The organism is Pseudoalteromonas piscicida, from assembly GCF_002744175.1.
GTDB classification, from domain to species: domain Bacteria; phylum Pseudomonadota; class Gammaproteobacteria; order Enterobacterales; family Alteromonadaceae; genus Pseudoalteromonas; species Pseudoalteromonas piscicida_B.
This window is the reverse complement of sequence record NZ_NKHF01000072.1, coordinates 44,494-59,290: the sequence shown is the minus strand read 5'-3', so window position 1 is coordinate 59,290 and position 14,797 is coordinate 44,494. Positions and strand designations below refer to the sequence as shown.

Here is a 14,797-nt window from a genome sequence, read left to right as displayed (position 1 = left end):
AACCATGGCTTTAACTCATCTCCAGCAACTCGAAGCTGAGAGCATAAAAATCATCCGTGAGGTTGCCGCTGAGTTTGAAAACCCGGTAATGTTGTATTCGATCGGCAAAGATTCATCGGTACTACTTCACCTAGCCCGTAAAGCTTTCTATCCGGCGAAAATACCATTTCCTTTGCTCCATGTTGATACCAACTGGAAGTTTAGAGAAATGATTGAGTTTCGTGACCGTTTGGCCAAAGAATATGGCTTTGAGCTATTGGTACATAAGAACCCAGAAGGCTTAGAGATGAACATCAGCCCGTTTGTTCACGGCTCGGCTAAGCACACCGATATAATGAAGACACAAGGCCTAAAACAAGCGCTTGATCAATACGGCTTTGACGCTGCTTTTGGTGGCGCACGTCGTGACGAAGAAAAGTCTCGTGCAAAAGAGCGTGTTTACTCATTTAGAGACAAACACCACCGTTGGGATCCAAAGAATCAACGCCCTGAACTCTGGAATACTTACAATGGCCAAGTGAATCCTGGAGAAAGCATTCGCGTATTCCCACTTTCGAACTGGACAGAACTCGATATTTGGCAATATATCTATCAAGAAAACATTGAGATTGTGCCACTTTACCTATCCAAACCAAGACCTGTTGTCGAGCGCAATGGTACGTTAATCATGGTAGATGACGAACGTATGCCACTTGCTGAAGGAGAAGTGCCAGAAATGAAGTCGGTTCGTTTTAGAACGCTGGGCTGTTATCCACTAACAGGAGCGGTTGAATCCGAAGCCGATACACTAACCGGTATTATCGAAGAAATGTTGTTATCCACCTCGTCCGAACGAGAAGGACGAGTCATAGACCATGATTCAGCAGGATCAATGGAGAAGAAAAAGCGTGAGGGGTATTTCTAATGTCAACGGCAAATGAAGTTAAAGAATTAGGCATTGAAACCTATTTGGCTCGTCAGCAGGACAAGAGCTTATTACGTATGATGACTTGTGGCAGTGTTGACGATGGCAAGTCTACGCTCATCGGCCGTCTACTGCACGATAGCCACCAAATTTATGAAGATCAGCTAGCCGCCCTACACAAAGACAATGAAAAAGTTGGGAATGCTGGGGAAGATCTAGATCTCGCCTTATTGGTTGATGGTCTACAAGCTGAGCGCGAGCAAGGTATAACCATTGATGTGGCTTACCGTTATTTCTCAACAGCCAAGCGTAAATTTATCATTGCCGATACGCCAGGACATGAGCAGTACACTCGTAACATGGTAACCGGTGCATCAACCAGTGACCTCGCAATCATTCTCGTTGATGCGCGTTATGGTGTACAAGTACAAACTAAACGCCATAGCTTTATCTGTGACTCGTTGGGTATCAAACAATTTGTCGTGGCGATAAACAAAATGGATATTGTCGACTTTGACGAAGCCGTGTTTGAACGTATTAAAGCCGATTACTTAAAGTTTGCTGAGCAGCTGAATGTGCGTGACATTCGCTTTGTACCCATGTCGGCACTCAAAGGTGACAATGTCGTTAATCGCTCGGAAAAAACGCCTTATTATAAAGATAAGCCGTTACTTGAGTTACTCGAGGATTCGCCAGCAGCGGAGCCAAACCACGAGTTTGAAGCGCGTTTCCCTGTCCAGTACGTAGTGCGTCCAAACCTAGATTTTCGCGGTTTCCAAGGCACGCTTACCTCTGGCAGTTTACACCTAGGTCAAGCCGTTAAAGTATTGCCATCAGGTAAAACTTCAACGATTAAAGAGCTGGTCACTTTTGACGGTAATTTAACTCAAGCAGAAACAGGGCAAGCATTTACCATTACATTAGCTGACGAAGTGGACGTAAGCCGGGGCGATGTGATTGTGCCTGCAGAATCGGCAGCACAAGTAAGCAACCAGATCAGCGCTAAGCTGGTATGGATGCACGAAACGCCACTGCAATTGGGTAAAAGTTATAACCTTAAGTTAGGCAGTAAGAAAGTCGCTGCAATCGTGACGAGTATTGATCACACCATTGACGTTAATACGCTAGAGCACGGGCAAGCAGATACACTGGAGCTCAATGAAATTGCTATCGTGACTATCGAGTTAACTGAAAATGTCGTTGCGGACGCCTATTTAAATAACCGTGAGACGGGGTCGTTTATTTTGATAGACCGCCTATCGAACCTAACCATAGGTGCGGGTATGATAGAAACAGTCCAAGCTGCTACATCCACATCCTCAAGTCAGTTTAGTGACTTTGAGATTGAATTTAATGCATTAGTTCGCAAGCATTTCCCTCATTGGCAAGCGCTTGATATTTCGAAGTTAAAATAATGCACCTTAGCCTGTTAGTCGAGGTATGACGTCATTATGGAACAAGTCATTTTAACAGGCATTATGCTGGCGTTAGTCGTGTGTCTTTTTGCCACACGCATTAACGCTGCGTGGCTGTTCACTGGTGCTATTGCGACGAGTTACTTGACTGGTCTCATTGATTTAGAGTCAATGCTAGCAAACTATGCTAATCCTTCTTTGATCACGCTTGTGCTACTAATTTTAGTATCTATTGCAATTGAAAAAACCGCGCTGGTTAAAAAGCTAGCGCATTCGATGGCACAAGGGAGTCTAGCAAAAGCCGTTATTAAACTAGGATTATCCACCGCATTTTTGTCTTCTTTTACCAACAATACTGCGGTAGTTGCCTCATTGATCACGACGGTGAAAGAGAGCAAAACCCATGCTCCTTCAAAGCTCTTATTACCACTTTCGTATACAGCTATCTTAGGCGGTACACTGACACTTATCGGCACATCAACCAATCTTATTGTCAACGGCTTTGCCGTAGAAGCAGGCATGGCGCCGCTAGGTTTCTTCGATTTTACTTTGGTCGGGTTGGCCGTTCTAGCGGTTGGTTTATTGACCATCACTGTCATGCTTAAATACTTACCTGATAATGGTAAAAATGATGATGAGGTCGTGCCATTTTATCTGGAAGGCCGTGTAGAGCCGAGCTCCAAACTGGTTGGCCGTACCGTTGAAGAAAATGGCCTACGCGATCTCAAGGACTTATTCCTAGCAGAAATTATTCGCGGAGAGCGACGCATCTGTGCTGTTACTCCGCAGCAGGAGATTCTCGCTGATGACGTACTGCTATTTGTCGGCGATATTAATTCAGTACCGCTGCTGCAGCGTTTCGACGGTCTCAAAATCGTTCATGACAAACATGAAAAAGATGTCGAGCATCTGGTAGAAGTTGTGGTCAGTCAGTCGTCACGATTCTTAGGGAAAACCATCAAAGAAATCCGTTTTAGAGAACAGTTTCACGCGGCTATTATCGCGATCCGCCGAGGTCACGACCGCCTTCAAGGTGGAATTGGTCAAGTGGAATTACAAGCTGGAGACTCGCTAATCCTCGCCCCTAGCAGTGACTTCTACGCGCTACCCAACTTAAAGCGTGAGTTTGTTTATATCTCTGGCCTTGATTTACAAACACATTTATCCACAACTAAGTCTAATACCGTGCTTGCGAGCTTTGCGACCGTGGTAGGCCTGAGTATTTTTGGTGTTGTACCTTTGGTGAAGGGGTTAATTGTGCTACTTGGTGCATTGGTGCTACTTGGCACAATTAAAGTACCGGAGATGAAACGCCGTTTTCCTATTGAGCTGGTTGCCATTGTAGGCAGCGCCATTGGGTTGGCAAAATTAATGATAGAAACCGGACTGGCAACTGAAATTTCTTCCAGCCTATTGTGGCTACTCGGAGACTTCGGCCCTTATGGTGCATTTATTGCGATTTTCGTCATGACTGTGATATTCACCGAGCTCATTACCAACAACGCCGCTGCAGCGCTTTCCTTTCCGGTTGCCTATGCACTGGCCAGCGGGTTTGGTGTCAACCCATTACCCTTTGTGATGGCTGTCGCATTTGGCGCATCGGCGAGCTTTATTTCACCTTTTGGTTATCAGACTAACTTAATGGTGTATAGCGCAGGCAACTATCGTATTCGTGATTACGTCACTATGGGGCTGCCTTTATCGCTGATTTATTCAGCGACGGTGCTGACTGTGATCCCATTTGTATTTCCATTTTAATAGAGCTGAATATGGACGAAAATATTGTTTGGCATAATTATGCCGTAGATAAAACCCAGCGTAGCAAATTGAAGGGTCATAAGCCTTGCATACTGTGGTTTACTGGTTTTTCTGGCTCCGGGAAAAGTACTGTGGCTAATGCGCTGGAACATGCCCTGCAAGAACAAGGCATTCATACTTACCTACTCGATGGCGATAATGTCCGTCATGGGTTATGTAAAGATTTGGGCTTTAGTGATGAGGACAGAGTCGAGAATATCCGCCGTGTGGGTGAATTGAGTAAACTCATGGTGGATGCAGGACTGATGGTGCTCACCGCCTTTATTTCCCCATTTCAGGCAGAGCGAGATATGGTTCGCTCACTGGTACAAAGCGATGAATTTATTGAAGTGTATTTAGATACGCCATTGGAAGTTTGTGAGCAGCGAGATCCCAAAGGCCTGTACAAAAAAGCCCGAGCAGGAGAAATAAAACATTTTACTGGCATAGATTCGACTTATGAGCCCCCTATTAATCCAGAAATATGTTTAAATACTGCTGAGCAGTCGCTGGCAGAGTCTGTCCAGCAGCTAATAAACTATCTAGAGTCAAAAAATATCATAGGGTAAGTCATGAATCATACGGATCTGCTGGAAGAAGTATTAAATCTGAGTATTCGCGCTGGTGAAGCGATTATGGAGATTTATGCCAAGGACTTTACTGTCGAATATAAAGAAGATGAAAGCCCTGTTACGGAGGCAGATCTCGCTGCACATAAAATTATTGTTGCAGGTCTAAAAGCCCTGACACCAGATCTCCCTATTTTGAGTGAAGAAAGCGCGGATATTGAGTGGGAATCGCGTCAACAGTGGCAGGAATATTGGCTTGTCGATCCAATCGACGGCACCAAAGAGTTCATCAAGAAAAATGGCGAATTCACCGTCAATATTGCACTGATCCACAATGGTGAACCCATTCTCGGTGTTGTTCATGCACCGGCACTCAATGAAAGCTACCTTGCTGAAAAGAGCATTGGCGCCTTCAAACAAACTGGCGAAGCGCGGATTGAACTAAAAGTAACAACCAAGCCGAATCAAGGTATGATTAAAGTTGTGGGGTCGCGCTCACACCCATCACCAGATCTGGCTGAATACCTCACACGTTTTGAGCAAGTAGATATGGTGCCAAAAGGCAGCTCTCTTAAACTGTGTCTGGTCGCTGAAGGTAAAGCCGATGTTTACCCGCGCCTTGGTCCAACATCAGAGTGGGACACTGGAGCGGGACATGCCGTAGCGAGCATTGCAGGTGCAAAGGTGAGTCAAGTAAATGGTGAGCCCTTACGCTACAACCAAAAAGCCGATTATCTTAACCCATATTTTGTGGTTTCAAGATTAGCAGATTAGTTCAAGATAAGCATAAACCAGTCGCGTTAACGGTCGACTGGTTTATTTGCGGCACGCGTTAGTACCTTGTCATATACACTTTTCAGTATATCTTGTGGGGTATCAAGTAAAAACGTTTCTCTCACCAGTTGTTCCAACTGCGCAAAGCTCTCAATTTCCTGTTCAGTCACACTGCCATCGCATTCATGCCACTCAAAATAACGCTGATTACGCAACAGGTAGCGATGACAATCTGTAATGCGAGAAACCACTAAATTGTTTACGAATGCGCATCCGGATGCTGATGAGAATAAAAGTGTGCAACTTCACAATCGGACTCAAATACCTCAGCAAGATCGACATGGTACAAAGTTAATGGTGCTTCTCCCTCTTCTAGCAAAGTCACTTTGACTGTGTTTTCTGCAGTTTGCACTTGATAGGTCTGGCGACCCTGAATAGTTAAAGCCTGATTAATATTTAACGGAAGGCGAGGAGACTTCACTCCAAAACCAGCATCCACCAGATACTGCTCGCCATCAAGCTGCAACACAGTCATTCGATGCGAGCGTGGATTCGCAGGATTACCATTGAGCATAACTCTCGCCAACACGGGCCTCACACTAAAACCAAGCTGTTGCAGCGCTAAAAATAAAACCTTGTTATGCTCAAAACAGTAACCACCTTGTTTATGATCCACTAAACGTTCAAATAGTGGTTGTGGGTCAAGTAACAAGCGCTCTCCATACATGGCATTAATACTGGAGAACGCGTAGTGTGCAAGGTGTTTTTGTTGTAACTCGGTGACCAACTCAATACCTGCAAGATGCTGCAAGGATAAACTGTTAAGGTACTGGTTAATATTCGCTTCTAATTCCATGATTGACTCCTAAAGTTGATAAAGTCAGGTTAAAACCTCAACCCATGTTAAGGTCAATAGGAATTTTCAAATTTATTTGATACACAGAACTACAACTTAACTAATCAGAGATTTGGATAAGAAGTGAGCTAAAAAAAGCTGCTAGAAAGGCATTCATTAACCAAAGCTCAGCCAATTAACACGATGCAAAAAGCTGATGAACTTTCCTTTGCGGCATCGCCAAGTGTTTGGCCTCTTTGACTGACAATGGTTTAGACATGAAGTAACCTTGGGTTTGATGACAATATAGTTGCGATAATGTGCTGAGCTGAGCTCGTGTTTCTATCCCTTCTGCGGTGACTACAAGATTAAAACTTTTGGCGATGGCACAAATTGCTTCGATAAGCTGCGTCGCTTTTCCGCCATACTCAATGTCCGCCATAAACGCTCTATCTATTTTGACACCATCAACAGGGAGGTGATTGAGTCGAGCTAGACTACTATAGCCGGTACCGAAGTCATCAATATAGATTCCAAAACCAACTTGGTGAAGCTGATTTAATGGCGCAATAAGCATGTTTTCCTCCGCCATCATCGCGGACTCTGTCAACTCCAGCTTAATTTGACTCACAGCTACCTCGGCTTCGTCACACTTAGCGATCAGCCAATCAACAAATGCTTGAGACTGCAGCTGTAAAGGAGAAATATTAACGGCCACGAACAAGGCTTCATTTCCGACTTCTACAATAAAACGAAGCGCCTGTTCAAATACCCAACGTCCTAACTCAGTTATCTTTGCGCACTGTTCAGCAATGGGGATAAACTCAGCAGGACTTACCTCTCCTAAGACGGGACTGTGCCACCGTAACAACGCCTCAAAGCCCTTAAGTGTTTTGCCTTGCTGACAATAAACTGGTTGCAAGTTAAGCCTTAATTCTTGTGCTGGGTCCATTGCGTGAAGCGCTTGCTCTACTTGGATCTTACGCCCTGCCTCACTAGCAATGGCATTGGTAAATATATGGTAGGTATTTTTCCCTCTTTTTTTTGCTTCATACATGGCAATATCTGCATCATGCAACAGCTTTTCGGCATCGTAATTTACGCAAGGTACAGTGAAATGGCGAACGCCAACACTGCCACTAATACTATGAAGGTGTTCTTTGAACGAAAATGGTGCCCGGATCCGCGCAAGAATATCTTCTAGCACGCCTTCAACAGGTTGATACAAATGCTCATCCTGAATGAGTACCGCAAACTCATCCCCCCCTAGCCGAGCAATATCAGCATAACCACTAAGTAGTTGCCGCATTCTAGATGCAAATTCAACCAGCAATTTATCACCTGCTTGATGCCCGAGCGTATCATTGATCAACTTGAATCTATCTAAATCGATATATAATAAAGTGTAACGAGCATCATGGTGACTGCGCACGTTATCGACTCTAGATATAAAGCTTTGACGATTTAATAAGTCCGTTAAACTGTCGTGCTGTGCTTTATATCTTAATTGTTCTTGAAACAGTTTTGCTTGGGTAACATCTGTTACGCGACCTTCATACAAACAACTATCTGGCTGAAGTAACCAATTGCCTGAATGCCGCAACCAAATGTGTTCACCAGCCGTTGACTTAGCCAACCACTCTACCTCTTGATGTGCCTGCTTGGTACTCACAATTTGTTGCCACTCGGCACGATATTCATGATCTTGGATTAATGAGGAGAAGCAAGTCCCCGGCGGTGGCATCTCACCATCAAAAAGTAAGCGATTAAACGCAGGGTTTGAGTCGACGATATAACCATGGCTATCGAGTACAAAAAGGCCTTCGTGACTGTTGATAAACAAGCTTTTGTATTTACGCTCAGCAGCTACCTGTTGCTGCAACGCCCCCAGCCTTTTATTCGATTCGATTTGCAGCCTTTGATTGGTAATTTCTAACCGCTTGGTTCGCTCTACCACTAGGCTATTGATGGTATTATTTCGATTTCTAAGCTGTCTCAGTTGCGACCACACCAATACGATACAAATAGAAAATACTACTAAGAACAGCCCAATTAAAATTTTGTGGTTATTCAGCCAACTAGGATGTAAACGGGCTTCATCAAAAAGCTTCATGGTGATGGACAAGCCATAAAAATCCATGGTGTGCTGCGCACTGGCGGGTAATTCATCCAATCCAAATTGCTGCTGCCAGTCAGAACTGTAAATGCGCTTTCCTTCAGAGACAACGACCAAATGTTGCTTACGCTGTTGATATAGCTGGCCAAACAATGCATCAAGTAGTACCGGTAGCTCAAAGCTGAGTCCAAGCATACTCCTAAACTCGTTTTCGTTGGGTTGTGCAATCAGTAAGCTCAATTTATTTTGGCTTGGCCAAGCGAATGTCGTGAGGTTATTTTCACTACGCTGGATAAAGATATCTTGGGTGACGGCTCGCCCAGTACCCACCGTTTGCCCAACTTCATAGACTGGCGCTGCGTTGGTAACAACCAGCCATTGTGCCGCCTCACTTTCTGACTCTTGCCTTACTTTAAAATCAAAATATCCTTTTGCGCGTTGTATTTGCTCCAATTTAGAGAATTGTGCAGTGGTAACCAACGCGTAAGTTTCCATGCTCAGGCCTAAATTGGTCGTACTAAGTTGTGACGAGGCAATTTCGTAAAAGTCAGTATGTTGATGGGTATTTAGATAGGCATCTATTGAGTACAGCAAATGTGCAACATGCTGAAGTTTACCATCAAGCAAGTACTCTAATCGCGAAAGCTCTTGTGCCCTTTTCTGGTTTAACTGCTGTTGATAATAAGCATCCACGACGACACCTATATAGCACAATACAGTGAGTAGCAGCACTAGACCAACAGCTGGAGCCCTACGCACGGCGACTTGCTTTGCGTTAGATGTCATGCTGTCACTGCCAAGGTGTTGTTTAAGTCTGGACATATTTACTAAACATTGTATGCTAAACTCATTCGATAATAATTCTTATTTGCAATGAATAAAAGTAAACTTTTCCTTTTTTTACTGTTTTGGGTACATTTTAGTCAAGCGGCTGATCAGCAGCGAACTAGCTCAGCGGTCAATGTCTATTCATTTAGAAAATATGAATTAATTCAACCCGTTCTTCAGGCATTTGAAAAAGAAACCGGGATCACGGTAAACCTGGTAAATGGTAAATCGGCTCAGCTGCTTGAGCGTCTCAAAAATGATGGAGCCAATTCAAAGGCCGATGTTTTACTTACTTCCGATCTAATCCAGCTTCATGATTATAAAGCACTATTACGTCCTATCGATAAAATTCAGAACTGGCAAGAAGTCGACCTAGAACTTAAAGATGATGATAAACGTTGGATTAGTGTCTCCATAAGGACACGAGCATTATTCCGAAAAAAAGGGACTGCCACACCACTACCCGAGTATTTTTCAGATTTAGATAAGGCGCTTTACCATGGGAAATTTTGCATTCGCCAGTGGTCTCATAGTTATAACTTAACGTTAGCATCTAGCCTATACGCTTCGTCTGATAGCGAGGATTTCTTATGGATCGACAAGGCAAACTCGTTATTAGCAAAACGTCCTGTAGGAGGAGACAGAGATCAACTGCGCTCCCTAGCACAAGGCCAGTGTGAGTTTGCGTTAGCTAATCACTATTATTGGAGTATGATGCAACACTCAGAAAATAAGCGTGATAAAGCACTTGCCGAGCAATTAGAAGTGCACTATTTAAAAATGCACTCGGGGAAAACAGCAATCTCTACAACGACTGTCGCGATAGCAAAGCACTCACCCAATGCACAAAATGCCTTGCTATTTGTTGAGTTCTTATTAAAACCAAGTACTCAGTCCATGTATGCTAATTTGCTTCATGAATACCCAGTAATTCAACACGCACAAACCGTGCTTCCTCCATTTACCCCTGCAACGCAACAGGTAAAGCTCGGTTTGCAGCAAGTCTCACGTGCCCAGCACGTGGTCAACTCACTCAGCAAAGATCACTTGTAAATCACAGTTAAATACCGGCACGGGCCTATCGAAAAGCTGCTGTCTAGTAAATGTTTTTGCGGGTTTGGGTCCTTGCAATGTTTGCACTGTATGCTCGTGCTCGGCATACACTTGTTGATAAGGAGCTTGATTTGGTCTCTCACGCCAAGTTAAGGTCAGGAAGCTACTCTCGTAATTCCAACGCCCTTGATACTGAGTGCCCACTTGCTGCCAATAACCATTGGGTTTCAGTTGCAACTGAATCGAATCATCTTGGCATTGATGAGCAAATAATAAACCCGGCAGAGTCTGAGCAACTCTGTTTTGCACCAAATACAGCCCAGCATTATTCGGTGTATAACGGTGTCTTTCCATATTAAACTCTGAAACTGTTAGCCTATTAAAGCCAATCTCTTTTACCGCATATTCAATATCTCTCAGCCAATCATCACCTGAAGTCATCGGCGGAATATTGAGCCGTGCATTCTCATATTCTTGTGGTACGGGTAGTTCAGTAAAGCGGTAATGAATATCTCGTTTTGCTAATGCTTGAACTAACTTGGCTCTCGTACCGTCATCAAGACCGGACTCAAAGATATGCAAAGTTGGGGTACTACATCCACTCAATAATAAAGCGACTATTGCAACAACACGTGACATTGTCTTCCTTGGTGTTACGCTTTGATTCACTCAGCCTTCTTAGGGTGAAGGCCCGATCACCTCAGCATTATCAAAGTGTTAGGCTAACACCTTGATAACCAACTTTCTACCGACTTTTTAGGGTAGAGAATATCTTTAAATAACCGGTGTTGTTGATAACTTAAGTGTTGCTCTTGACTCGGTAACCCAGCCTGAACTTGACTGTGGTGCTCATTAAAGCGAGAGATAACTGAGAGTTTGTCCTTGGCTTGTGGAAGAGACTCATTCAAATAGTGACGTACATCATCCGCGGTCATCAGATCTGTCTTATCTACATTCATAAGCTCTTTTCTTAATGCTGTGCGAATCCCCATCGTTGCCTCCATAAAATACTGATAAAAACAAATCGCGTGGTCGGCGTGCAAGATACACACCAAATGCTTCAGTAATGTTAAAGACTCAGGTTTTAATGAAAAAGTTTCGTCATTCATCGCAGTAATTTTATATACTATCGATTAAGGCAATGAAGACACTGACCATGTGTTATCCACTGCGAACATTGAGGTAATGAATATGCAAGATGGGTTTATTGAAATTGAACTCGAAGAAGAACCGATAGAGTTATGCAACCTGTTGAAAGTACTTGATTTAGCAGAAACAGGAGGACATGCCAAGTTATTGATTACTGAAGGGTATGTGGCGCTTAATGATGAAGTATGTACACAAAAGCGAAAAAAGATTTATTCTGGTGATGTGCTACATTTTGACGGTGATGAGTTTCATTTAACGTTAGCGCCTGATGCAACGCCTCAACCAAGGGCAGTTGCCACCCCAAAACCGAAGGCAACGCCTTCAGCCGGTAAGAAAAAACGACAAAAGTCGGGAAAATCTTACACACAAGTGGACAAAAATACAGGCAGAAAACCAATTTCTTTTGGTTAATTTGTATCGATTTCACAACAGTTCATGACTTTTTTCTCACCGATGTAGTGCACCTATGCGCCGCTAAAGTGCACTTCCCTCTTGAAAAATCCCTTTTTCAACACTAGGACTATAGAAGTACAAAAATGCAGCAAGCCTGCAACTGGTACATTCTATGCAAATTGCTTTGCATGATTAGAATAAGGAAAAGGGTCAAGCATGAATAATTCATATAACACCCTGACTCAGCTTACCGTCGGCGAGCGTCAGGTCCATATTCACTCACTTCCAGCATTGAGCGACAGAACGAAAAGACTGCCATTTTCTCTGAAAATCTTACTAGAAAACCTACTTCGTCATGAAGATGGCAAAAACGTCACGGCACAAGACATTGATGCCCTACTGAATTGGAAGCCTGAGGAAAAGCCCAGTAAAGAAGTGGCATTTACTCCGGCCCGCGTCGTGATGCAAGACTTTACGGGAGTGCCTGCTATCGTTGACCTTGCAGCCATGCGTGACGCAATGGCAAAGCTTGGCGGGGATCCAAATAAAATCAATCCACTCTCCCCTGCAGAAATGGTAATAGACCACTCAGTGCAAGTCGATGAATACGGTCATGATGGCGCATTTGATCTCAATGCAAAACTCGAATACCAGCGCAATAAAGAAAGGTATGAGTTTTTGCGCTGGGGGCAAGGCGCATTTGATAATCTCAAAGTGGTGCCACCAGCAACCGGTATCGTGCATCAGGTCAACCTAGAGTATTTGGCTAGAGTCGTATTTGAAAAAGAAATTGATGGTATGCCCTTCGCGTACCCGGATACCCTTGTCGGTACAGACTCACATACCACCATGATCAATGGACTGGGGATCTTAGGTTGGGGTGTTGGCGGCATTGAAGCCGAAGCTGCGATGCTGGGCCAGCCCATCTCCTTACTCATTCCACAAGTTGTTGGCTTTAAACTAGAAGGTCAACTACCTGAAGGGACCACAGCAACCGATTTAGTTCTCACCGTTACGCAAATGCTACGTGAGCACGGAGTAGTAGGTAAATTTGTTGAGTTCTTTGGCGATGGACTTGCTGAGCTACCCTTGGCTGACAGAGCCACAATTGCCAATATGGCACCTGAGTATGGTGCAACCTGTGGGATCTTCCCTATTGATAACGAAACCCTCGAATATCTGCGTTTGACCAACCGTGATGAAGAAAAGATTGCGCTTATTGAAGGCTATGCCAAACATCAAGGTATGTGGCGAGAGCCTGGTGATGAGCCACTTTATACCGATGTATTAACACTCGATTTAGCTACAGTTGTGCCGAGCCTTGCAGGACCAAAAAGACCCCAAGATAGGATCCCACTGAATGATGCAGGTAAGACTATCCAAGCACATTTAGGTGAGTTTCAGCATGAACGTAGCGAAAAAAATGCAGATTCCAACCAAGATGAAGCGCGAACTGTTGGTGAAGGTGGCGCCTCGCGTGTCGCTCAAGACGAGCCTGCAACCTTAGGAGCCGGTAAGGTTACTTACAAAGGAGAAACGTTTGAATTAGTCGATGGTGCCTGTGTCATTGCAGCTATCACTAGCTGTACCAATACCTCGAACCCCAGTGTGATTCTCGCAGCAGGCTTAGTTGCGCAAAAAGCCAAAGCACTCGGGTTAACACCTAAGCCTTGGGTTAAAACCTCACTCGCACCTGGCTCTAAAGTGGTGACTGATTACCTTAAACAAGCTGAGCTGCTTGAACCACTTGCAGATCTGGGCTTTGATTTAGTTGGTTACGGCTGTACAACTTGTATCGGTAACTCAGGTCCATTACCGACAGAGATAAACGAAGCCATTGTAAAGCATCAGTTGGTTGTCAGCTCTATTCTATCCGGTAACCGCAATTTTGAGGGACGGATCCACCAAGATGTGAAAATGAACTTTCTTGCTTCACCGCCTTTGGTTGTGGCTTATGCACTAGCAGGTCGCACAGACATTGATGTGTACAATGAGCCATTGTGCCAAACAAAAGAGGGCAAAGATGTTTTCTTAAAAGATATTTGGCCATCGGTTTCAGAAGTCAGCGAATTGGTCTCTCAAACAGTGACTCAAGCAATGTTTGCCAAAAACTATGCTGATGTTTACCAAGGGGATAAACACTGGCAAGAGATCGCCGTTAACCAAAGCGAACGCTATAACTGGCAGGATGACTCTACCTACATTCGCAAAGCACCGTTCTTTGACGATATGACAAAAGCGCCACCTGGGATCCCAAGCATTAAAGGTGCGCGATGTCTGGCCAAACTCGGAGACTCGGTCACCACCGACCATATCTCTCCAGCTGGTAATATCAAAGCTTCAGCCCCAGCAGGTGAATACTTGCAAGCGCAAGGTGTGAAACAGTCTGACTTTAACTCTTATGGGTCGCGTCGTGGTAACCATGAAGTGATGATGCGTGGCACCTTTGCGAATGTCCGTTTACGCAACCAGTTAGCACCAGGTACAGAAGGTGGGATCACCCGATTATTACCTGATGGCGAGTTAATGAGTATATTTGATGCTGCAGAGCAGTATCAACAGCGCAATACTCCCTTGGTGGTATTAGCTGGAAGTGAATATGGTACAGGTTCATCAAGAGACTGGGCTGCCAAAGGCTCATTACTGCTTGGTATAAAAACCGTGCTCGCCAAGAGTTATGAGCGTATTCATCGCTCAAATCTTATCGGTATGGGTGTGCTACCTTTGCAGTTCAAGTCAGGTGAAGGTCACGAAGAGCTTGGTTTAAGCGGCGAAGAGGAATTTGAAATCGAAGGGATCTACGACACGGCAACTGAAGTTGTGGTTACCGCTAAAAATGCCGACGGTAAAGAAACGCAGTTTTCAGCAGACATTCGCATAGATACGCCAAAAGAGTGGGAATACTATAAACATGGCGGTATATTGCAGTATGTGTTGAGACAAATGCTCAACTAACCCAAGCTT

General features: G+C 44.3%; 13 protein-coding genes. 8 read left to right on the top strand and 5 right to left on the bottom strand.

Annotated features, from left to right (window positions below; all coding sequences use genetic code 11):
* Nucleotides 1–4 precede the first annotated feature (4 nt).
* The 5 genes from cysD to cysQ are packed head-to-tail and all read left to right on the top strand — an operon-like array spanning nucleotide 5 to nucleotide 5,459.
* Nucleotides 5–904, top strand: coding sequence for a sulfate adenylyltransferase subunit CysD (gene cysD / locus CEX98_RS15735; protein ID WP_099642986.1), 900 nt, complete (start codon nucleotides 5–7; stop codon nucleotides 902–904).
* A complete protein-coding gene (cysN, locus tag CEX98_RS15730; protein WP_099642985.1) occupies nucleotides 904–2,319 on the top strand; it encodes a sulfate adenylyltransferase subunit CysN in 1,416 nt (471 codons plus the stop codon). The genes cysD and cysN overlap by 1 nt, the downstream gene beginning before the upstream one ends.
* Before the next feature lie 33 nt (nucleotides 2,320–2,352).
* The gene (locus tag CEX98_RS15725) at nucleotides 2,353–4,077 is read left to right on the top strand and encodes an SLC13 family permease (protein WP_172439785.1); all 1,725 of its coding nucleotides are present in this window, start codon (nucleotides 2,353–2,355) and stop codon (nucleotides 4,075–4,077) included.
* A gap of 11 nt (nucleotides 4,078–4,088) precedes the next feature.
* On the top strand, nucleotides 4,089–4,685 hold the full coding sequence (cysC, locus tag CEX98_RS15720; protein WP_099642983.1) for an adenylyl-sulfate kinase: 597 nt from the start codon (nucleotides 4,089–4,091) through the stop codon (nucleotides 4,683–4,685).
* Nucleotides 4,686–4,688: 3 nt separating this feature from the next.
* Complete coding sequence (cysQ, locus tag CEX98_RS15715; protein ID WP_099642982.1) at nucleotides 4,689–5,459, top strand: 3'(2'),5'-bisphosphate nucleotidase CysQ; 771 nt, start codon at nucleotides 4,689–4,691, stop codon at nucleotides 5,457–5,459.
* A gap of 26 nt (nucleotides 5,460–5,485) precedes the next feature.
* On the opposite strand, the gene CEX98_RS23310 is transcribed toward cysQ, so the two are convergent.
* The 3 genes from CEX98_RS23310 to CEX98_RS15705 all read right to left on the bottom strand — a co-directional run bounded on the left by CEX98_RS23310 (nucleotide 5,486) and on the right by CEX98_RS15705 (nucleotide 9,232).
* Nucleotides 5,486–5,710, bottom strand: coding sequence for a hypothetical protein (locus CEX98_RS23310; protein WP_242441728.1), 225 nt, complete (start codon nucleotides 5,708–5,710; stop codon nucleotides 5,486–5,488).
* An 8-nt stretch (nucleotides 5,711–5,718) separates the two neighbouring features.
* On the bottom strand, nucleotides 5,719–6,315 hold the full coding sequence (locus tag CEX98_RS15710; RefSeq protein WP_242441727.1) for an arylamine N-acetyltransferase family protein: 597 nt from the start codon (nucleotides 6,313–6,315) through the stop codon (nucleotides 5,719–5,721).
* Between the two features lie 175 nt (nucleotides 6,316–6,490).
* A complete protein-coding gene (locus tag CEX98_RS15705) occupies nucleotides 6,491–9,232 on the bottom strand; it encodes a putative bifunctional diguanylate cyclase/phosphodiesterase (protein ID WP_242441726.1) in 2,742 nt (913 codons plus the stop codon).
* Nucleotides 9,233–9,283: 51 nt separating this feature from the next.
* Between CEX98_RS15705 and CEX98_RS15700 the strand changes: the two genes are divergently transcribed.
* Nucleotides 9,284–10,291, top strand: a complete 1,008-nt coding sequence (locus CEX98_RS15700) for an extracellular solute-binding protein (protein ID WP_099642981.1) — start codon at nucleotides 9,284–9,286, stop codon at nucleotides 10,289–10,291.
* Here CEX98_RS15700 and CEX98_RS15695 read toward each other — a convergent pair.
* On the bottom strand, nucleotides 10,268–10,930 hold the full coding sequence (locus CEX98_RS15695; RefSeq protein ID WP_099642980.1) for a hypothetical protein: 663 nt from the start codon (nucleotides 10,928–10,930) through the stop codon (nucleotides 10,268–10,270). The genes CEX98_RS15700 and CEX98_RS15695 overlap by 24 nt on opposite strands.
* A gap of 83 nt (nucleotides 10,931–11,013) precedes the next feature.
* On the bottom strand, nucleotides 11,014–11,283 hold the full coding sequence (locus CEX98_RS15690; protein ID WP_099642979.1) for a hypothetical protein: 270 nt from the start codon (nucleotides 11,281–11,283) through the stop codon (nucleotides 11,014–11,016).
* A 199-nt stretch (nucleotides 11,284–11,482) separates the two neighbouring features.
* Between CEX98_RS15690 and CEX98_RS15685 the strand changes: the two genes are divergently transcribed.
* Both CEX98_RS15685 and acnA read left to right on the top strand, forming a co-directional pair.
* Nucleotides 11,483–11,851 carry an RNA-binding S4 domain-containing protein gene (locus tag CEX98_RS15685; protein WP_099642978.1) on the top strand — a complete coding sequence of 123 codons (369 nt, stop codon included), beginning with the start codon at nucleotides 11,483–11,485 and terminating at the stop codon, nucleotides 11,849–11,851.
* A 198-nt stretch (nucleotides 11,852–12,049) separates the two neighbouring features.
* Entirely contained in the window at nucleotides 12,050–14,788 is a 2,739-nt protein-coding gene (acnA, locus tag CEX98_RS15680; protein ID WP_099642977.1) for an aconitate hydratase AcnA, read from the top strand.
* The last annotated feature ends 9 nt before the right edge of the window (nucleotides 14,789–14,797 follow it).